The sequence below is a fragment of the Bacillus sp. EKM501B genome, from assembly GCF_011800505.1.
In the GTDB taxonomy this organism is placed as follows: domain Bacteria; phylum Bacillota; class Bacilli; order Bacillales; family Bacillaceae_G; genus Bacillus_A; species Bacillus_A cereus.
In genome coordinates this window covers 17,542-38,418 of sequence record NZ_JAALFZ010000006.1, presented here as the reverse complement: position 1 = coordinate 38,418, position 20,877 = coordinate 17,542, and the positions used below count along the sequence as shown (strand labels likewise).

The following is a 20,877-nucleotide window of genomic DNA, read 5'->3' as shown; positions in this document are numbered from 1 at the left end:
TGTATTGCCCTTAGTTACGGAAACAATTATACTAGATGTAATCGAAATAAATAATCTGAATATTCTCAGAATTTAAGGTAGACCTTTACTGTCTACATATAGAATTAGAAATATGTCCACTAAATTGATTAGAAAACGATAATAACATTAGGAGGATTACGATGCCCCAGCTTGATTCATTACATCCCACTGTAGAAAAAATAATCAATAATATTGAAAAAATAATGGTCGGAAAACGAAAAGAAACCATCTTAGTTTTGACAGCTCTCTTAGCTGAAGGTCATGTGCTATTAGAAGATGTTCCTGGTGTCGGAAAAACAATGCTAGTACGTGCTCTTTCTAAATCCATTGATGCTGATTATAAGCGAATTCAATTTACACCTGATTTATTGCCGTCAGATGTAACAGGAGTTTCTATTTATAATCCGAAAGAGCTCCAATTTGAGTTCAAGCCTGGACCAATTATGGGGAATTTTGTACTTGCTGATGAAATTAATCGTACATCTCCAAAGACACAATCTGCTTTACTTGAATGTATGGAAGAAGGCAATATTACAATAGATGGTATTACAAGACCTTTACCAAAGCCGTTCTTTGTCATGGCTACACAAAATCCGGTCGAATATGAAGGAACATATTCTCTACCAGAAGCTCAACTCGATCGTTTCTTATTGAAACTAAAAATGGGATATCCTACACCAGAGGAAGAATTTGAAATTTTAAACCGGATGGAAAAAACGAATCCACTCTCTCAATTACAGACCATTACTACAATAGAAGAATTACTTTATTTACAACAAAGCGTACGGGTAGTAAGTATGGACAAAGCAATTAAGCATTACATTGTAAAGCTTGTTAATCAGACTCGTACGTACAGTTCTATACAGCTAGGTGCAAGTCCACGTGGCTCAATTGCTTTAATGAAAGCTTCACAAGCTTATGCATTTATCCATAGCAGAAATTATGTTATTCCAGACGATGTTAAACTTTTAGCTCCTTACGTTTTAGCGCATAGGCTCATTCTAAAAATGGAAGCAAAATTTGAAGGAATAACTGGCGAACAAGTTATCGCAAAAATCGTTGCACGAACTACCGTGCCTACTCAAAGGGCGATGAACCCTTGATGAAACGAATGCTGCGAGCGCTATATCACGTTATGAAGTTATCGCTACTCCCTTTATGCCTAGTCTTAACATTTATGTACGCTATGTTTCAAGGCGGGTTTGTCAGTTGGTTTTTGTTTTACAGCATAATTCCCATTGCTCTTTATTCGCTACTACTCCCCTTCTACGCTTTACGGGACGCTGAAGTAAAGCGAATAACAAACCAGAATGGATATGTAGTAGGAGAACAATTTGTAAGCACGATTACAATAAAAAGAAAATTTCCTTTTCCCTTACTTTATTTAGTTATAGAAGATGAACTGCCACCACAATTTATAAGTTGTAAACAAATAAAGATGAATAAGGTAGTACTCTTCCCAGGATTGGAACGAAATATTTCGTTTCAATATGTTATTGACACAATCCCTAGAGGCGAGCACACTTTTTCAAGCGTACGTGTCAAAACCGGCGATTTATTCGGCATGATAGAGAAAGAAGCAACTTTTTCAGTTCCAAATACATTTTTAGTCTATCCCCAGTATGTAGATATAGCGTATCGACAATTGGAAAATCATTTCGAACAAGGAGCGCTTTCAGCAAATATAAATTCAGCAAAAGACTCTACAATCTCTGTCGGTGTCAGAGACTATAAACCTGGTGATCGCTTTTCATGGATTGATTGGAAAGCAACTGCACGAACAAACAATATTATGACAAAAGAGTTTGAACAACAGCGCAGCCATAATATCATGATATTCATAGACAGAACCGAGTCTCCTCTATTCGAATCAGTCGTCACATTTACTGCCTCTATCGTAAGGGCTGTCTTGAAACAAAATTCACCAGCATCATTCGTTTCTATCGGAAAAGAACAAACTATTTTCCCTTTAGACAATGGAGATACGCAGTTACAACAAATCCTTTGTCATTTAGCAAAAGTACAAGCAGACAGTGTATTTCCGCTCTCCCAGAGTGTAGACATGGAACTAAGAAAAATTTATGAGCCCGTCACGGTTATACTCGTGACCAGTAATCTTTCTCCCGATATTCAAAAGGCGGCTGATTGTGCTGCTATAAGAAATAGAAAATGTATGGTTTTTGTCGTGAAAGAAAAAGCGAATCAACTTTCACACCGAGAACTCAGTATACTAGAAACTCTAAAAAAACGACAAATATTTGTAAACACGGTTTATGAAAACCGGTATACAAACGTGTTTTTTGAGGTGAGCAAATGATGCTATTACAAGCAAAATACAAGTGGGATACGAACAGATTCTTCATGCATGCATGTGTATTTCTTCTTTTACTAGAATGGCTAAGACCTCTTATAGGTATTACAAATGTAGGTAGATTAGATATTTTCGTAACATTTATAGGAATTTGCTTCGCTCTCTCTTTTTTTCAAACGAGGTGGCAGATTCCTATAAAAATTGTCACAGTCTTATTTATCATTCATTCCCTATATTATAAAAATGCTTTTATAAATCCATCTTGGCTAACAACATTCTTTTCTGATATGTTTCGAAATTCCTCCCTGTTTTTCCAAGGGAATTTACTAGATATTTCTCCAGTTTTTCCGACGGTTTTATTTTTTCTCTCATTTTGGTTTTTGAGTTCTTTCACTTCATTTTGGATTATTCATAAAAAACGTGGGTTTCTATTCCTTGTATTGACTATTATTTATATCGCAACTTTTCATAACTTACATTTATACAATGCAAACTACGCTATTATTCGTACTGTTGTCATCGGCTTTTTTATGCTTAGTCTTCTTCAAGTAGAACGAATAAAAGAACGTGAACACTTACAAAATTATGCTAGAGAAATCTCAAAATTACTTAGACCACTTACAATATTTATCGTATTATTAGCAACCATTGCATACTTTGCTCCAAAATTTGGCCCTCAATGGCCAAACCCAATGGATTTTTTAAAATTCAACACATCTGAAGCAAGTAAAGAGCAAAAAGTTTCTACAATTGGGTATGGTTTAGATGACTCGCGATTAGGCGGTCCTTTTAAGGCGGATCCTACAATTGTTTTCACAGCACGAACGCAAAACAAACAATATTGGAGAGTAGAAACAAAAGATTTTTATACAGGAAAAGGCTGGGAAATTTCTGAAAATCCGAAAAAGATTTCTTTTAAAAATAAAAACGACGTCGTAAGCTGGTACGAACAAAATACAAAAATGAAAACGACTGAGGCAACAATTACCATGCAAAAAAGTTACCCTCACCTTACCTATCCAGCAGGATTAGTATCAGTTGAGGCTGCTTCTGATGTATCATACAGTGTTGACCCGTTTTCAGAAAAAATTTATACAATGAATGGAGACTCTTCTACTACTTTACATTCGTATAAAGTAACATATGAGATCCCTGAGTTTTCCATAGAAAACTTGAAAGCTGTAAAAACAAATGAAGGTCAAGAAACAAATCCTTATTTTATGACAAAGTACACACAACTTCCCAAGTCATTACCACAGCGCATAAAAGACTTGGCTGTCAATCTTACAAATGATAAAGACAACCGATATGATAAAGTATTAGCTATTGAAAATTACTTTACAGACAACTCTTTTACATACGAATCAACGAATGTCTTATTCCCTGCCAAAAGCCAAGATTATGTAGATCAATTCCTTTTCGATACAAAAAGCGGCTACTGTAATAATTTTTCGACGTCTATGATTGTACTACTTCGTTCTGCCGGGATTCCTGCTCGCTGGGTAAAAGGCTATACAGAAGGAACTCTTGACAATACACTTGCCTCTGCAGAAGGTGAGGATGTTTATACAATCACGAACGATAACGCACACTCTTGGGTCGAAGTATATTTCCCAGGATACGGATGGATTCCATTCGAACCAACAAAAGGATTTACTAATCCCTATAATTTTATAAATAATACGCCTGCTCCTATTTCACAAAATAGCGAAGCAAATAATTCTAATAACACGCAAATACAACAACGAAATAATGAAGCAAAACTTAAAAGTTTAATAGAAAATACAGAAGAAGCTTCTACTAAAAAGGTCACAAATTCTCAAACTAGTTTTTCTTGGTGGTACGTATTCCTCTCTACGATACTAATTAGTATTATGGGATACATTCTCTTCACCACTAGAATGATATGGAGGACATTTCTTATTATTCATTTCTATAAATACCGAAAAGATGATGCTGTTTATCAAAAAGCTTACGGTGCACTTTTAAAACAATTTGCGAGAATTGGCATGCCACGGGGTGAAAGTCAAACATTCCGAGAATACGCTCTCCATATCGATACACTTTACAACTCGGCCGATATGCAACAACTTACTGCCAGTTATGAGAATGCTATGTATAAACAGGGGCAGGTTGCAGCAGAATGGAAGAAATCCGTACACTTATGGGAAGTGCTTATGAAAAAAGCAGCTTCTCTACCTAAATCAGATGGCTTTGATACAGTAATTTAATCTTGAAAATGTGAGTTTAAAGAAAACGTCTCAAAGAACTACATTGTTCTTTGAGACGTTTTTTAATAAAGTGAAACTCCTAATTATTCTCCAAGTACCTTCTCAATCTCAACCTCTAAATCTACCGGCTTCGTCTGCGGCGCAAAACGCCCTACTACTTTCCCGTCTTTTCCGATTAAAAACTTCGTAAAATTCCATTTCACTGCTTTCATACCGAGTAAACCTGGTGCTTGTTCTGTCATGTATGTATATAAAGGATGAGCCTTATCACCTTTCACATCAACCTTTGCAAACATTGGAAAGTTTACACCGTAGTTTAATTCACAAAAACTAGTAATGTCCGCTTCTGTACCTGGTTCTTGTCCGCCGAATTGGTTACAAGGGAATCCGAGTATTTCAAGTCCTTGGTCTTTATATTTATCATACACCTCTTGTAATCCTTTATATTGCGGTGTGAAACCACATTTACTAGCTACATTTACAATAAGAAGTGCTTTTCCTTCGTAATCTTTTAACGATTTTTCTTCACCGGTAATTGTTTTAGCTGAAAAATCATAAACTGTCATTGTCTTTGCCCCTCTCTTCACTATCATTCTATGTTTATACTATACTACATTCGTGAATATACATCTCTTATTACGTACTTATAAGATATAATGATAGCGCTTTATTTTCGTTCAAAATTCGACACATACTACTAGACTTTTATGATGGAAAGTTTTACAATTGAAATGTGAACAAAATGTGACAGTTTATATTCCATTATAAAAGAAAAGGATGGTGTCCATTATGAAAACTGCACAACATGAAACGATTTCAAATCGCGAGTTTTATTTCGTACTATATATGATGTTATTGTATGTTACTGGCTGGGTAATCGATGTAAATGGTTTATTCTTAAGCTCCTACTTTAATTTAGCAGGAGAAATTATGCTTCCATTAGTAGGCGGGATTGTTGGACTGTTCATTATGTCTATTAATAAACAACAAACGAAATAATAATATTACAAAAAGGCAGAAGACGAGCTTCGTTTTCTGCCTTTTTTCTATTTTATCGTATAATAGAAACATGCAGTATATAAGGAGTGGTAAATATGAAAAAAGTAGAGCAATTATCTTCTCACCTATATCTTATTGATGATTTCGATTTACAGCATAATGAACGAACAGGTACGTACGTTTTATTAGGTGACGATATTACTTTAATTGAAACTTGTGCAGCCCCTTCTCTTCCGTATATTTTAGACGGCTTACAACAATTACATATTGATTTAAACGATGTTAAAAACATTATCGTTACACATGTGCATTTAGATCACGCTGGCGCAGCTGGTTTAATGATGGAGAAGTGCCCAAATGCTACGTTATATGTGCATTCTCGTGGTGCTCGTCATATGATTGATCCAACAAAACTCATTTTAGGTGCAAAAGCTGTCTACAAAGAAGATTTCGATAAACTCTTTGATCCAATTCTTCCTATAGAAGAAGAACGTGTTCGTATTGTACAACATGGTGATACGTTAAAAATTGCCGAAGAACGTATCCTTACATTTTACGATACACCGGGGCATGCTAAGCACCATATTAGCATTCACGATTCATTAACAAACGGGATTTTCACTGGTGATACAATTGGAATTTATTATAGAGAACTCGCAAACGTTGGTGTAGAACTGTATCTACCATCAACGTCCCCTTCACAATTTCAACCAGATGCGATGATTGCTTCTAAAAATCATATTCAAAGTATGGATGTAGATACTATTTATTTCGGTCATTACGGCGCATCCTCTCATGTTACAGAAGTATACAATCAACTGGAACATTGGCTACCTATTTTCGTTCAGACTGGTAAGGAAGTCTTTGAAAAGTATAATGATTTCGATGAAGCGACTAAAGCTTTACAAACTTTGTTAATGGATAAAATCTCTTCTCATCTTACAAAGTTAAACGTTCCATCAGATCATTCCGTTTATAATATTTTACATCTAGATATAGAAATTAGTGCAATGGGCATTATTGATTATTTCACGAAGCAAGAAAAAGCAAACTCCACTATTAACTAACAGTAAAAGAAGAGATATACAACAGTAGTTATTGTATATCTCTTCTTTTTTTGAATATATTTTGAGTAAAGGATGGTGGAATATAATGCAAAAAGTGATGCTATACCTCTGCTTTACATTATTTATCGTCTTATTATTATTTGTAGGAGTAAAAATTCAATTTTATTTAGATACAGACACGCAAGTGAACTTTAACGTTTATCCAAGATTATTCTACTTTACACTCTTCCCTCTTATAGTTGGCATTTTATTACGATTCCTTCAATCTATTAATCGCGAAACAAGTAAACAAAACTGGAGCTTTCAACCGGATAAATTTATTGCTATTACAGTGCCTACACTATTCATTTCCTTTTCCCCAGCACTACTCTTTTCACCACTTGCAGAATACCTACCTTATTTAGTTAATATTATTCTAATAAATACAACTTTTGTTACGATAATTAGTTTAATAGCTGGTTATTCACTTTTAGATTGTTTTATACAAAAAGATACTGCAAATATGAAAAAATATAATTGAACACTCTTTTTTTGTTTTAATAAAAAAGCTCAAAGCTAAAGCATTGAGCTTTTTACTTATCTCACCTTTTCATCTACATACTCCATAAACTGCTCCGCTTGAATAAATCTTTCTTTGTACGCCTCAGGTACTTCTTCTACTTTCATCCCACCAGTTGATTTTGTCTTCACTTGTACGATTTCATATGTCATTAAAGCTTCCACATAACGGTCAAACTCTTTTTGTGTTAATACTTCTTTACTAGACTTATGACCATTTAATTTATCAAAGTATGGCTGAAGACCCATACTTACCTTTTTCATTTCTTCTCTTTTTGCTGGTGATAATTGATCATAATCAATATTACCGTTCGAATCTCCGTACGTAAGTTTTGCATTTGTTAATTTTTTTAGTTCTTTTGTAAACTCTTCATATTCCTTCGTACCCATTTCATCTTTCGCCTCTGATAATTTTGCACTAAAACGCATATACGCCTCTAATGTCATCGTTCCGGCATGTTTTTTTAAATTCTCGAAAGATCCGTATATACCATCCGCCATAATAGATTGATACGCAAAACCAGTCGTCGGGATTAAAAATGCTGCCGCAAGCACTCCTGCAATAAGACGCTTCTTCCTTTTGTTCCCTCCGCGATTCATTTTAATCTGAACAATTACTTTTTCTTTTAACTCCGGCGGGGCAACAATTCCCTTCGATTCTTCTTGTATAGATTCTCTAACTCTACAATCTAAACTCATTTCACATTCCCTACCTCTCCTAAAAAGATTTCTTCTACTTGCTCTTTTTGACGTAGTTTCTTTAATGCTGCGTGAATTCTAGATTTCACAGTACCAATTGGAATATGTAATATTTGTGCTACTTCTTCTTGTGAATAATCGTGTAAGTATCTTAAGATAATAACTTGTTTCAATTTATACGGTAATTTATGAATGAGTTCAATTAGTTTTTGGTTTGATATTTTACTTACAACATCGTTAGAAAAATCAATTTGCACTGACTTTCTTTGCTCTTCTGCTTTTTTTATAATTCGTAGTCGCATCCACCTCTTTCTTCTATAAGAGTGAATTTGTTTAATCGCAAGTCCAATTAGCCAAGGACGAAATGGCTTCTCGCTATCATACTTACGAAGCGATTCATATAGTTGTATGTATATTTCTTGAACGACATCATCTACATCCGTTTTATCCTCTATTAAAAAATGTGCTGTTTTATATACTTCTTGAATCGTTTTATCATACAACTTGCTATATGCTTCTTTATTTCCTGATAAAGTTAATTGGATTAAATGTGCGTAATCTATTTCACCCTTCATATTCCAGCCCTCCTTTGTCTTACACTATATATTGGCAGGTAATTCATATTTCGTTCGATTTTTTTAAAGTTTTTTTATATAAATTAATATTATGATTCATTGAGTTCATAAGCTTCACTTATAACCACACATAACTATTATATAATTTTCCAATTTCTGATAAAGATTTAAAATAATTTATATAGTCAAATTTAGGAGGATATATGATGAAAGCTATCGTTGTAACGTCGTTCGGTGGTCCTGAAGTGATGAAATATACAGATTTGGATATACCGGCTATTTCAGAAGATCAAGTTTTAATTCGCGTTGTTGCTACTAGTGTAAATTTCGCTGATATTAAATTACGTTATGGTAAAAAAGGAAATAAAGCACTACCTTTTATTCCAGGTATAGATGCCACTGGTATTGTAGAACGTGTCGGTTCTCATGTGAAAAATATTCACCCTGGACAACGTGTCATTGCTTTTCCTCAAAATGGATCTTACGCAGAATACGTTGTTGCAAATGAAAATCTTACTTTCGTATTACCCCATGAAGTTGACTTTCAAACTGCAGCCGCTTGTCCAATCGTATCTTTTACAAGCTATAATTTACTCGCAAATGTTGCAAGGCTTCAACAAGGTGAATCTGTACTCATTCATGCGGCTGCTGGCGGAATTGGCACTACTGCTATTCAACTTGCTAAACTATTAGAGGCTGGAACAGTTATAGGCACTGTCGGAAGTGAAGCAAAAAAAGAAATTGCTTTAGATGCTGGAGCTGATTATGTTATTTGTCATCAAGATGAAGATTTTGTAGAGAAAGTCAATGAACTGACAAATGGTGAAGGGGTTGATGTAATTTTAGACTCTATTTCTGGAACGGTTTCTGAAAGAAGTTTAAACTGCCTTGCTTATTACGGTCGCCTCGTTCATTTCGGTAATGCTAGCGGTGAAATTGGTAACTTTCAAACGAAAGATTTACATGCAAGTTGCCGCTCTATACTCGGTTTTAGCTTTGGAAACACACGAAAAAAGCGTCCTGAACTGCTCCAAGAAACTGCAAATGAAGTTTTCCGTTATTTGCGTGACGGACGTTTACAAATTAAGGCTACGAAATCTTTTCCACTTCAAAATGCAGGGAAAGCACATGAATGGGTCGAAAGTAGAAAAAGTACAGGGAAAGTAATACTAACCGTTTAGTCCTCTTCCTGAAATGAATACTGGAAACAGAGGTGGCATTCATGGGATCACGAATTATGCATGTTATTATCGCTAGTGGTATTGCTGAGAAACTATCAATTCACGATAAGACTTCTTTCTTACTTGGAGCTGTAGCCCCTGATGCTGTTCATTCAAAAAAAGAAAAAGGAACCTCACATTTTTATGCCGGTACAACGAAGAACTATACGAGAAGAATAGATTATGATTCATTTTTTCATAAATATGAATCACATATAGATTCCCCATTTATTTTAGGCTATTATACCCACCTCATTGCCGATGATAATTGGCTAAGTGGATTTTTTCTACCTTGGCTAAAAAATAGAATAGAGAATGACGAAACTATCGCACCCCTGTACTATAACGATTTTAAATTGTTAAATGCAAAGTTGCTTCATCATTACGATCAAGAACAACAGCTTTTCTCTCTTCTCAATCAAGAGGCTCACATTGTGGATATTGAAGAGGTTTCTAAAGAAAACGTTTTAGCTTTTCGAAAGTATCTTTTTGAAGATATGTTGTATCCAAAGCAACATTTGCATGAAGACTTACAAGTATTTACGTTTGACCAAATCGTTGGCTATATTGAGACAGCTATTGAAAAAGGAGTATTTTTTATTAAACAACTCTCTAATGAAAAATCCACTTCAAAAATTTAATCCCCTTCAAATATATTTGAGGGGGATTTTCACATAGCAATATTATTATTGGTTCTTCTCCATAACCGCAAAATAATTCCCTTCGCTATCAGCAAAGTTAAACACTTTACCAGAAGGCATGGTTACCATTTCTCCAACAGTAACATTTTTATTTGTTAAATCTGTATATAGTTGATCAAGATTTTCTGAGAAGAACATTAAAGACGGTGTACCAAGATTCAATTCTGGGCTCATTTTCGAAATAACTTCTTTATTATGTAATATAATGCTCGTTTCCGCACCGCTTTTCGGAGCGATTTCAATCCATCTCATTCCTTGCTTATTATCTTCCTCTGCAACTACATGAAACCCTACCTTCTCCGTCCAAAAATTTACTGCCTCATCTTGATTATTTACATATAACATAATTTGTCCTACTTTATGGATCATTACATTTCCCCCTAATGGTTTTTATATTCTATGTAGCTTTCTACAAATACTATCGTTATTCCTTTTGAGTTGGTATGTACTTCTTTGCAAAATTTATCGACTGACTCATCCCATCCAGTTCATCAAAATAATCATTTCTTTCAATCATGTTATATCCGTCGAATCCAATTTTATCTAATACTTTGAAGAATATATCGAAATCTACTTCACCATTCCCTGCTGCGACTTCTATATACTTAGTTGAACGATCACTTTTCACTTCTTTACAATCTTTAATATGAGTTTGTACTATATAATCTTTTAATAGTAATAAACCTTCTCCCGGATTTTCATTTACATCACTTATTAAATTTGCTGGGTCAAAGTTAACAGCTAGTCCTTTCGAGTTTGCAGTTTCTAAAAATCGTTTTAATACTATTGCTTTTTCAGATCCCGTCTCAATGGCGAAGAATCCTCCAAATCTGAACGCTAAGTCCCCTATTTCATTACAAACACGTAGCATTTTATCATAGTACTCACTATTTTCATCATCAGGGATTTTCCCAATATGGGCTGTTACTATGTTAGCTCCTAACCTTAACCCTTTATCAGTAATATATTTAAAACTCTCTATTACACATTCAGCTTCAGTTCCTATTATTCCATTTTCTCCGAAGCTAATTGCTAATGACGGGACTTGAATCTCATTAAAAGATAAGTTTTCTTTTAATGTATTCCATTGTTTCTTTGAGATGTTAGCTAAGTTGAAAGTCGGATTCATAGCATATAATTGAATATATTCTAAATCCCATTCCCTTGCTTTTTGTATTCCTTCGTTTACTTCAATATATTTTGTATTCAAAAACATTCCTAATTTCCTATCCATATGTGTACCTTCTTTTTATTATTTCGCATCATTTTAATATTCGACTTTTTTATATTATTTCCTCGTATAAACCAAATAAATAAACTACCCTTTTTTCGATACTCCCAGTAGAAGCATATATATGATAGGCACATTAAAAACACTAATACAATTCCCATTATCACTTGTTTACAAACAAAAAAGACGTAACTACAAATAGTTACGCCTTCTCCATCATTTATCTAGGCTTTTTCTTCCCAGTAAATGCTGGTTTCTTTTTCTTTGGTGCTTTCGGTTTCGTTTCTACGAATGATCCTTTGAACATTTCTTGCTTCGTAAATACGATGCCTAGTTTTTTCGCAAATTGCAGTAATTTGCGCTCTTCTTGTGGAGTTACAAGAGATACGACAGTTCCTTCTTTACCCATACGTCCAGTACGTCCTGAGCGGTGAATGTATTGGTCTACTGTGTCTGGTAATTCTAAGTGAATTACATGTGTTAAATCGTCAATGTCGATACCGCGCGCTGCAATATCAGTAGCAAGTAGAATTTCTAATTTCCCTCCGCGGAAAGCACGCATTGTCGCTTCACGCTCTTGTTTACTTGCTTCTGCATGAAGAGCCGCCGCTTTCATTTTACGGAATTTCAATTTCTCAGTAATTTCATCTAAACGGAATGGGTCGTTTAAGAAAGCAACTGCTTTTACATCGCCCATATGCATAATTCTTCTTACGTAATCATTTTTTTCGCGTCGCTCACAAATGATATACGTATGCTCAACTAAGCTTTTTGATTCTGCACGTGTTACACGTACTAATTGTGGTTCAACTGCTAAATCACGTGCCGCATCTTCTGCCGCTTTTGTCATTGTCGCCGAGAAGAATACTAATTGACGATCGCGCATCGTTGATTTAATTACATCTTGCACTGCGCCCATCATTTTTTGCTTTACAATTTGATCAAACTCATCAAATACAATTGTTTTTACTTCATGCATTTTTAGCTTTTTCATACGAATTAATTCTAAAATACGGCCTGGTGAACCGACAATTACTCTTGGGTGTTTCTTTAATTTTTCAACTTGGCGCTTAATATCTGCACCACCAATTAAAGATGCACCTGAAATTTCAGTTCCTGCTGTAAACTTTTGAACCTCTTCATGAATTTGCATTACAAGTTCACGTGTTGGCGCTAAAACAACAACTTGTGGCTGTTTTACTTCAGGATTAATTTTATGTAAAAGTGGTAATAAGTACGCTAATGTTTTTCCTGTTCCAGTTGGAGATTCAGCTATAACGTCTTGTCCTTCTAAAATAGTTGGAATCGCTTGTTTTTGAATTTCAGTTAACTCTTTAAAACCAGCCTTCTCCCAAGCTTGTTGTAAAAATGGTTGCATATCTTTTATCATTTGTTTTTCTCCTTTATCTCTATTTTTGAAGAAAATGCTGTATTGTTCGCACCGTTTCTATCATGTGTGAAATAACAGCTATTAAATCATCAACATGGTCTTCTGTAATCGCTTTTTGAAATAGAACCTCTACCTTATTATGATATGAAATCGCTTGCTTATTATATTCGTATGAAACTTTCTGCATAATCATTCTTTCTTTTCCCCATATAGAACGCATTAATGTTTCAATTTCTTCGCATTTTACTTCTGGTTGTTCTAACGGGAATGAAAATGCTAGCTTCATTTCACAACCTGGTGTAAACTGAGGCACTTCTAGTATTTCACCAGACAAGTTCTTTGCATCCACAGATAATGAAAATGTTGCTTCTACTAATGGTTCAAACGGTTCTGTTAATTGAAATGAGATATGATATATACGACTTAATGAAGCAAGATCCATCATATCTTTTCGATCTGTTACAAGAATATCTCCATGTAGATCAAAATCATACACAGCACCTTCTACGATTACTTTTAAATTGTCAAAAGCAGTTGGATCAAACATAATTTCCTCCAAAAAACAGGCGCCTTTCGATGGAAAGGCGCCACTTGATGTATATATAGTTTACAGATAAACGAGATGAATTACAACCTTTTAGAATAAACCTACTGCTTTTCCATCTTCATTTACATCCATTTGAAGTGCTGCTGGCTGTTTTGGAAGGCCTGGCATTGTTAACATTGTTCCTGTTAACGCAACGATAAACCCTGCACCGATAGATGGTTTTAGCTCACGAATTGTAACGATAAAGTCAGATGGACGACCTAATTTCGTTGCATCGTCAGAAAGAGAATATTGTGTTTTCGCCATACAAATTGGTAGGTTACTCCATCCTTCTCCTTCATATTGAGCTAATTGCTTACGTGCTTTCGGAGCAAACTCAATATCTTTTGCACCGTACACTTTTTGAGCAATTGTACGGATTTTTTCTTCTAATGGTAATTCTAATTCATAAAGTGGTGCGTAGTTGTTCTCACCTTTTTCGATTTCTTTTAACACTTTTTCAGCAAGGTCAACTCCGCCTTGGCCACCCTTCTCCCAAACTTCCGTTAAGGATACTGCATAGCCACGCTCATTGCACCACTCTTGTAAGTATGCAACTTCTGCATCTGTATCTGTAATAAATTTATTAATTGCAATTACGAAAGGTACACCGAAGCTTTGAATTGTTTCAACATGCTTCTGTAAGTTTTCCATACCTTTTGCTAATGCGTCTACATTTTCTTCTTTTAATTGATCTTTTGCAACGCCACCATGCATTTTAAGCGCACGAATCGTCGCAACAATAACAACTGCTTCTGGTTTAATGCCAGCTGCACGAGCTTTAATATCTAAAAACTTCTCAGCGCCTAAATCAGCACCGAATCCAGCTTCTGTAATAACATAATCACCTAATTTTGCTGCCATTGTTGTAGCGATAACACTGTTACAACCGTGAGCGATATTCGCAAATGGTCCGCCATGAATGATAGCTGGTGTATTTTCTAACGTTTGTACTAAGTTCGGCTTTAATGCGTCTTTTAATAATAGTGTTAACGCACCTTCTACACCTAAATCTTTAACCGTTACAGGTTGATTTGCAAAGTTATAGGCAACTACGATGCGAGATAAACGTGCTTTTAAGTCTTGAATATCTGTTGCAAGGCAGAACACGGCCATAATTTCAGATGCTACTGTAATGTCAAAACCGTCTTCACGTGGTACACCTTGTACAGGTCCACCAAGACCAATTACTACGTTACGAAGGGCACGATCATTTAAGTCAACGCAGCGTTTCCAAACGATTTTACGCGTATCAATTCCAAGTGTGTTTCCTTGTTGGATATGATTATCAATAAACGCTGCTAATGCGTTATTGGCAGTTGTGATCGCATGGATATCTCCAGTAAAGTGAAGGTTAATGTCTTCCATTGGTACGACTTGTGAAAAACCGCCACCCGCTGCTCCACCTTTTAATCCCATCGTCGGTCCAAGAGATGGTTCACGAAGTGCAATTACTGTTTTCTTACCAATTTTGTTAAAAGCTTGACCTAAACCAACTGTTACTGTTGATTTACCTTCTCCAGCTGGAGTTGGGTTAATTGCTGTTACTAAAACAACTTTACCGTCTTTCTCATCTTGTAAGCGCTTAAAAATATCAAGAGATAACTTACCTTTATAATGCCCGTATGGCTCTAATTCATCTTCTAAAATATTTAAATCAGCTGCAATTTCTTGAATCTTCTTCATACTCGCTTCTTGTGCGATTTCAATATCGGATTTCACTGTTGTAGTAGTTGTCATATACCCTAGTCCCCCTTTAATTGGTTCTGATGATATTGTATCAGTTTTTTGTATTTTCTGCACTTATTTACCTCCTAAAAATTCTTTCATTTCTTTATACGTTTTTTAACATAAATACCCATAAGAATGTTAACGATTGTTGTAACTCTGTAGGTAGTTGACCTAACATCTTCTCATTTACTCCGCGCTTATATACGCCGATGCCATCTACAACTTTAAAACCTTGTTCTTTCGCTAACTGTTCAAATTCCCAAGGCATCATCGTATTACAAACAACGTCTTTTCCGTACAAGCGAGGATAACTGTTCTCTCGTGGCTTTGCTGTCGGTCCTAAAATTGCAATACATGCATATCCATCTTTCTTTAACACACGCTTTATTTCATTTAACGCTCGTAATGGCTCTTCCGTCCATTCTAAAGAATTAATTGCCATAATTGATTCAAATTGCTCATTTTCAAATGGTAATGCAGAAAGATCTCCTTTTATAAAAGATAAATTCGGTCCTTCTCCGCGTTCCTTACCTTTTTGAATCATCACTTCCGATAAATCTACTCCCACTGCTTTATAGCCTGCGCGACTTAATTTATATGTACCGTAGCCATCACCACAACCAACATCGAGCACTTGTGCTTCTTTCTTCACGTATTGTTCAAAAAACGGAATAATTGTACTTCTGCTACCACTGTCCCACATCTCTTGACTATTTTGATTCCAAAACTCTGCGCTACTATCCCATTTCTTCTCCGCTGACTCGTGCCAATTAAATTTCGTCATACATTCCCCTACCTTCACGTATTATCATTCATTTCATTCTACATCATTTTCCAAAATTCCTGTTTTATCCCGCTTGCAGTAAGACACCTACCTCAAAATTCAATGGATGCGGATCAGTTAATGGGAGAGAACTGCTCATAAAAATCCAATTGTTGCTGGCTGATAATCAGTCCTAGTGGAAAAAATCCCACACTTTATCTTCAATAGGAGATGGATATGTTAACGATGGAATGCGTATTCTCCAATTTTTGCTTTACTTGGGTTTAACTCATACTCATGCTCTTCTCATTTTGAAAGATACTATAGATACACCCAATTGAAAGAGAGGGATGTACATGCGAAGAAAGAGAAATCATCATTTTAAAAGTGGTGAAAAAAACGAAGAGTATGCTGCTGAAATATCACCAGCTGGCATTCCAATTAGACATAAGCGTAAAGAAATTGCAAATGAGATAGAAGGTACAAATACCGGCACAATGGTAGGCTATGTCGCTTTATTTCTTTCGTTATTCTCCATTGCTTTTTATCCAGTTACGCTCGGCTCCCTAGCAATTTTAGTTGGCCTATTAGCTGTCAATTTCGGAGCAAGAACACTTGGATATACAGCAATTGGTTTTGGTAGTTTTTCTGTTTTATTTACTTTACTTTATCCGCTTGCTTTGTCAGCGTTTTAAAAAAACACACCAAGTTATACTTGGTGTGTTCATTCATGATACAACATAATATGACCGCATCCACAACAATGTTTCGCTGTAATTTCTTGAAACACTGGATAATTTTCTTCATCTCGATGCTCAATAAATACTTTTTCAAATCGATACATGTTTGGTGCATATGCCCAATCTTGTTTCGTACGTGCATATAACGTTGAGGAAAAAAACTCCTCACCACCGCAAACGATACATGTGTTCTTCATCGCTACCCCTCCTATGCTTGTCTTACTTCATCTATATGAACATAAGCATAAAAAAAAGACCTTCTATTACTAGAAAGTCTTCTCTGAAACAAAAAGAAATGTACCAAACATTCCTACTCCGCTATATTCTTTTGAAACACCAGCTTCTGTTTTAAATGTTTGCTTTACAGTCATAAAGAATACACCATTTCGTGCATCTGTACTTTCAAATTGTAGTTTTTCTTTTTTACCATCTACATTTTGCGTGCATTCAAAACTACTCTCATTACAATTCAACGCATACTTATCCTCTACATACACTTTAAAATCTGATTCTTTCGGACAAGTTATAAGTAATATTGCCACGAGAATAATACTTATAATACCCACAATTGTATAATATTTCTTCATTTGTACTCCTTTCAAATGACAAGAAAACTTGACTTCATACGCCAAGTTTTCTTAGTCAACAACCCATTGCCACTCCTGTTCTTTCTTATCAAAAATGAGCCAACCTGTTTCTGTTGCTTCCTCTTTCAATTCATCGATATTATCTAACACCTCATCCGTACTTTCATACGAACCAACTACATATACCGGAATTTCAAGACCTCTTCTTGACTCAATCTTCCCTGCTAGATCTATGTAAAGACCATCTTCCATTAGTGGAATCAGTCCCATGATCAATTCTTTTGAAATTGCTGGGAAAATTTTTGATTTTTGGAAGAAAGAAAAACGTTTCTTACCGAAAGCACCGAGTTTATACGGAATGACTTTACTTAACATTCCTACAAAATCAGCAATTCTACGATAATACACTTTGTTGTACCATCCGTCATCATGTGAAAAATAAACAAATCGATTTTTCAACAGCGGAAAGAATGTTCTTGCAAGTGGTTCTTTTTTGTGAGCCAAATATAATAATTCTGCAATTTCTTTCGGCTCTAATTCATCTAAATCGCTTGCATCATCAAAATCTACCCAACAAAATTCATCAAATTCATCAATCTCTGCTTGAATTAACTTATGTATATTTTCTTCCTCAACATATTCAAATAAAGTATGATAATGAAAATCCGTCCATTCAAAGTTGTGCTTCAAAAGCAACACTTGATGAAGCGGTGAAGGGATGTTACTCGCAAACTCTTTAAACGTAATTCCTGATGTAATAAAACAATGACCTCGACGATTACCATTAATATATATCATATTCTTTACTTGGTCAGATCCTCCAGACAAAGCACCTAGCCACCTTCGTTTTATATGTTTCAATTCTATAGCATATTTTAACATGAAAAATTTTAGAAACATAGAAAAAACTTCAAAAACTATTTACAATTTCATGTGTTTTATTACATAGTGATTACAAGAAAAAACGCCTGCTCATAAGCAGGCGTTTTTAAAGGATTTCATCAGGGTTTTGAGGATGATGATTTCCCTCTTTCTTTTCTTCTTTTTGGAACATCGATTGAATTTTATCAATTGTTTGTGGAGCTAATTCAATCATTTTTTCTGCTAAATGTGTCGCATTTTGTAAATGAAGAATATTTACTCCATCTTTATTCACCACAAGAAATGCTACTGGTGTAATAGAAACACCACCCGCGCTACCGCCACCAAATGCAGCGTTACCGTTTGCTCTTTGTCCATCATTCGTTTGGAAATCAGAACCTCCTGCTCCAAAACCGAACGCTACTTTAGAAACCGTTAACACCACACCACCGTCAGCCGTTTGAACAGGCTCTCCAACAATCGTATTTACATCAACCATTTCTTTTAAATTTTCCATTGCTGCTTTCATTAACCCTTGAATTGGATGATCCACCGTTCATAACCTCCTTTGTCATATCTTTCCTAGTTTTTCCGAAAGTTTGTGAACTAAACATAAAATTTTATATTGATTTCAAAAAACTTAAGTTGTAATATTTAGAAAAATAAAAAAGAGGTCGATTCGTTATGATGCGAAAATTAACAAAGAAAGATCATGAACAAGTATTCGCTTATCTAAAAGAAGAAGCAGCCCTTAACTTGTTTATTATTGGAGATATTGAAGCTTTCGGTTATGACACAGATTTTCAAGAACTATGGGGAGTATTTAAAGAGAATGGAACATTAAAATCAATTTTACTCCGATTCCACGATTCATTTATACCATATAGTAAAGAAGACTTTGTTACCACTGATTATGAGGCACTTCTTTCCGCATATAAGCCACTTAAACTCTCTGGTAAGTCAACCATTGTAGAAAAGTTTGAAACTGCTCCAAGTCTACAATTAGGCGTCAAAAATGAAATGTATTTTTGTGAATGTCTAAATGACAACAACTTACCTGACACGCCTATTCATGAAACGATTAAACTTGCGTCACTCGATGATATAGAACGAATTATGAAATTACGAAGTGACATTGCTGAATTTCCGACTACCAATGAATCAGAGAAAATATTAAGGCAGGCTATCGAAACGAATACAGGACGCACATACTATATTGAAAAAGACGGCGTGATCATCGCATCCACCTCTACTTCCGCTGAAAATTCATTATCCGCTATGGTAGTTGGTGTATGTACACACCCGAATTATCGTGGAAATGGCTACGCTTCACTCATATTACAAAAAATGATTCAAGACTTTACGAAAGAAGGCCGAACACTTTGTTTATTTTATAACAATCCAGCTGCTGGACGAATTTATAAACGACTAGGATTTAAAGACATTGGAATGTGGACGATGTATCGATAATAAGAAGTAACTCTATAAGAGGAAATAGTCGTAACTTAGTAATACAAGCAAATTACAAAATAACTCACACCGTTATTATGAAGATGGAGAAACTACTTGTAAAGCCGTGCCCCTAACTAAAACATGTCATGTATTCAAGCTAAATTTAGACAGATAAACGCCCCAGTTGCATCTACTCTAGCAACTGGGGCTACATATTTATACTCAATTTCTTTCCACTACAAATAGAAATATTTATGAAACATTTATCACACTTATGTCGCTATTATCTTTCCGTACAAATGCCCTTCTAAATATTACTGCGTCTCATTATACTTTGCTTTAAAATCAATATATTCCTGTTTCGCATCTTTGTTATTATCCTGTTTCCTATTAAAATAAGTTATAATTTGGAACATATTTTCTACTAATTTTCCATCCCCATTCTTTTTCTTATAATCTATATCAATACTTAATTGTAATATCTGTTTTGGATTTTTTGCAGAGTCAAAACTAAGTGAAATTGTTGATCCATCATATTCATCATAGTTAATTTTTAACTTATCATTAATAATACTTTGGAATTCGGATTCAGTTAGTCGATATCCTACTGAATTAGGCTGATCAAACTTTTTTATATCATCCCCGGGCTTCATCTTTAGTTTCCCTATCCCTTTTAAACGATCTACAATTAAGTTTACGTATGAAACATCTAGATTTGAATCCGAACTTTTCACCTGTCCATTTTCATACTTAACATGAGTACTATAAATAGTTTCTTTTTTATAATTCTCATTTGTCCTTTTTCCCTTGTCTTTTTCTATATCAGTCGCAACTGTTTGTATCGCCTCTCCATATAAACTTTTATCTTTTGTATTATATACACCTTCCGTAGTTTGACGAATTGTCTTACTGTGCTCTCCATCTTCTTTTTGCTCAAACGTACTATAAATACCTCTTTGTTCCACAAAAGCATACCCATCATCACTCGCAGACATAACCGTCTTCATATCACCTTCATCCAATGCCTTTACTAATCTCTCATACTCTATTTTTGTTTCCCCGAAACTGCACGCGCTTAGTAAAAACGTTACAGTCATTACAATAACTATTTTTTCAACTAACCTTTTACTCATACCATAACTACACCTTTCCCC

The 20,877-nt window shown here is 35.0% G+C and carries 24 protein-coding genes; 10 read left to right on the top strand and 14 right to left on the bottom strand.

What is annotated here, in order from left to right; all coding sequences use genetic code 11:
- Positions 1-161: 161 nt before the first annotated feature.
- Genes HFD78_RS14135 through HFD78_RS14125 form a run of 3 tightly spaced genes read left to right on the top strand, consistent with a single transcriptional unit; the run spans position 162 to position 4,563 of the window.
- Positions 162-1,124 carry an AAA family ATPase gene (locus HFD78_RS14135; RefSeq protein ID WP_001135817.1) on the top strand — a complete coding sequence of 321 codons (963 nt, stop codon included), beginning with the start codon at positions 162-164 and terminating at the stop codon, positions 1,122-1,124.
- Positions 1,124-2,338, top strand: coding sequence for a DUF58 domain-containing protein (locus HFD78_RS14130; RefSeq protein WP_000827545.1), 1,215 nt, complete (start codon positions 1,124-1,126; stop codon positions 2,336-2,338). Before HFD78_RS14135 ends, HFD78_RS14130 begins: the two co-directional genes overlap by 1 nt.
- On the top strand, positions 2,335-4,563 hold the full coding sequence (locus tag HFD78_RS14125) for a transglutaminase TgpA family protein (RefSeq protein ID WP_002103009.1): 2,229 nt from the start codon (positions 2,335-2,337) through the stop codon (positions 4,561-4,563). The genes HFD78_RS14130 and HFD78_RS14125 overlap by 4 nt, the downstream gene beginning before the upstream one ends.
- An 83-nt stretch (positions 4,564-4,646) precedes the next feature.
- On the opposite strand, the gene bsaA is transcribed toward HFD78_RS14125, so the two are convergent.
- Complete coding sequence (gene bsaA, locus HFD78_RS14120) at positions 4,647-5,129, bottom strand: glutathione peroxidase (protein WP_000219434.1); 483 nt, start codon at positions 5,127-5,129, stop codon at positions 4,647-4,649.
- A gap of 223 nt (positions 5,130-5,352) precedes the next feature.
- On the opposite strand from bsaA, the gene HFD78_RS14115 reads away from it, so the two are divergent.
- The 3 genes from HFD78_RS14115 to HFD78_RS14105 all read left to right on the top strand — a co-directional run bounded on the left by HFD78_RS14115 (position 5,353) and on the right by HFD78_RS14105 (position 7,149).
- Positions 5,353-5,562 carry a DUF3925 domain-containing protein gene (locus HFD78_RS14115; RefSeq protein ID WP_000844984.1) on the top strand — a complete coding sequence of 70 codons (210 nt, stop codon included), beginning with the start codon at positions 5,353-5,355 and terminating at the stop codon, positions 5,560-5,562.
- A gap of 95 nt (positions 5,563-5,657) precedes the next feature.
- Positions 5,658-6,629 (top strand): MBL fold metallo-hydrolase, encoded by a 972-nt coding sequence (locus HFD78_RS14110; RefSeq protein WP_000754970.1) that lies wholly within the window; start codon positions 5,658-5,660, stop codon positions 6,627-6,629.
- 85 nt (positions 6,630-6,714) lie between these two features.
- Entirely contained in the window at positions 6,715-7,149 is a 435-nt protein-coding gene (locus HFD78_RS14105; RefSeq protein ID WP_001174544.1) for a hypothetical protein, read from the top strand.
- 56 nt (positions 7,150-7,205) lie between these two features.
- Here the strand turns inward: HFD78_RS14105 and HFD78_RS14100 are convergent, their stop codons facing one another.
- Both HFD78_RS14100 and HFD78_RS14095 read right to left on the bottom strand, forming a co-directional pair.
- Entirely contained in the window at positions 7,206-7,886 is a 681-nt protein-coding gene (locus HFD78_RS14100) for a DUF3600 domain-containing protein (protein ID WP_000050697.1), read from the bottom strand.
- On the bottom strand, positions 7,883-8,461 hold the full coding sequence (locus tag HFD78_RS14095; RefSeq protein ID WP_000675563.1) for a sigma-70 family RNA polymerase sigma factor: 579 nt from the start codon (positions 8,459-8,461) through the stop codon (positions 7,883-7,885). The genes HFD78_RS14100 and HFD78_RS14095 overlap by 4 nt, the downstream gene beginning before the upstream one ends.
- A gap of 206 nt (positions 8,462-8,667) precedes the next feature.
- On the opposite strand from HFD78_RS14095, the gene HFD78_RS14090 reads away from it, so the two are divergent.
- Complete coding sequence (locus HFD78_RS14090; protein ID WP_000644627.1) at positions 8,668-9,642, top strand: quinone oxidoreductase family protein; 975 nt, start codon at positions 8,668-8,670, stop codon at positions 9,640-9,642.
- 41 nt (positions 9,643-9,683) lie between these two features.
- Complete coding sequence (locus tag HFD78_RS14085; protein ID WP_000535630.1) at positions 9,684-10,322, top strand: zinc dependent phospholipase C family protein; 639 nt, start codon at positions 9,684-9,686, stop codon at positions 10,320-10,322.
- 45 nt (positions 10,323-10,367) lie between these two features.
- Here the strand turns inward: HFD78_RS14085 and HFD78_RS14080 are convergent, their stop codons facing one another.
- The 6 genes from HFD78_RS14080 to HFD78_RS14055 form a co-directional block, all read right to left on the bottom strand.
- A complete protein-coding gene (locus tag HFD78_RS14080; protein ID WP_000581467.1) occupies positions 10,368-10,751 on the bottom strand; it encodes a VOC family protein in 384 nt (127 codons plus the stop codon).
- A gap of 55 nt (positions 10,752-10,806) precedes the next feature.
- Positions 10,807-11,616, bottom strand: a complete 810-nt coding sequence (locus HFD78_RS14075; protein ID WP_000375224.1) for a sugar phosphate isomerase/epimerase family protein — start codon at positions 11,614-11,616, stop codon at positions 10,807-10,809.
- A 217-nt stretch (positions 11,617-11,833) separates the two neighbouring features.
- Positions 11,834-13,003, bottom strand: coding sequence for a DEAD/DEAH box helicase (locus tag HFD78_RS14070; protein ID WP_000588613.1), 1,170 nt, complete (start codon positions 13,001-13,003; stop codon positions 11,834-11,836).
- 19 nt (positions 13,004-13,022) lie between these two features.
- A complete protein-coding gene (locus HFD78_RS14065; RefSeq protein ID WP_000460219.1) occupies positions 13,023-13,550 on the bottom strand; it encodes a hypothetical protein in 528 nt (175 codons plus the stop codon).
- A gap of 90 nt (positions 13,551-13,640) precedes the next feature.
- Positions 13,641-15,329 (bottom strand): formate--tetrahydrofolate ligase, encoded by a 1,689-nt coding sequence (locus HFD78_RS14060; RefSeq protein WP_033667355.1) that lies wholly within the window; start codon positions 15,327-15,329, stop codon positions 13,641-13,643.
- Between the two features lie 94 nt (positions 15,330-15,423).
- Entirely contained in the window at positions 15,424-16,104 is a 681-nt protein-coding gene (locus HFD78_RS14055) for a class I SAM-dependent methyltransferase (RefSeq protein ID WP_000160044.1), read from the bottom strand.
- Between the two features lie 335 nt (positions 16,105-16,439).
- On the opposite strand from HFD78_RS14055, the gene HFD78_RS14050 reads away from it, so the two are divergent.
- A complete protein-coding gene (locus tag HFD78_RS14050) occupies positions 16,440-16,778 on the top strand; it encodes a hypothetical protein (RefSeq protein ID WP_001253202.1) in 339 nt (112 codons plus the stop codon).
- Positions 16,779-16,807: 29 nt separating this feature from the next.
- On the opposite strand, the gene HFD78_RS14045 is transcribed toward HFD78_RS14050, so the two are convergent.
- The 4 genes from HFD78_RS14045 to ytfJ form a co-directional block, all read right to left on the bottom strand.
- On the bottom strand, positions 16,808-17,020 hold the full coding sequence (locus tag HFD78_RS14045; protein WP_000798747.1) for a hypothetical protein: 213 nt from the start codon (positions 17,018-17,020) through the stop codon (positions 16,808-16,810).
- A 69-nt stretch (positions 17,021-17,089) separates the two neighbouring features.
- Positions 17,090-17,410: a hypothetical protein gene (locus tag HFD78_RS14040; protein ID WP_000761171.1), complete on the bottom strand. Its 321-nt coding sequence runs from the start codon at positions 17,408-17,410 to the stop codon at positions 17,090-17,092.
- Between the two features lie 51 nt (positions 17,411-17,461).
- Complete coding sequence (locus HFD78_RS14035; protein ID WP_000014087.1) at positions 17,462-18,238, bottom strand: oxalate:formate antiporter; 777 nt, start codon at positions 18,236-18,238, stop codon at positions 17,462-17,464.
- Between the two features lie 160 nt (positions 18,239-18,398).
- A complete protein-coding gene (gene ytfJ / locus HFD78_RS14030; protein WP_000349986.1) occupies positions 18,399-18,824 on the bottom strand; it encodes a GerW family sporulation protein in 426 nt (141 codons plus the stop codon).
- Between the two features lie 131 nt (positions 18,825-18,955).
- Between ytfJ and HFD78_RS14025 the strand changes: the two genes are divergently transcribed.
- On the top strand, positions 18,956-19,741 hold the full coding sequence (locus tag HFD78_RS14025) for a GNAT family N-acetyltransferase (RefSeq protein ID WP_000984750.1): 786 nt from the start codon (positions 18,956-18,958) through the stop codon (positions 19,739-19,741).
- Positions 19,742-20,037: 296 nt separating this feature from the next.
- Here HFD78_RS14025 and HFD78_RS14020 read toward each other — a convergent pair whose 3' ends face one another.
- Positions 20,038-20,856: a DUF3952 domain-containing protein gene (locus tag HFD78_RS14020; RefSeq protein ID WP_000044420.1), complete on the bottom strand. Its 819-nt coding sequence runs from the start codon at positions 20,854-20,856 to the stop codon at positions 20,038-20,040.
- Positions 20,857-20,877: the final 21 nt, after the last annotated feature.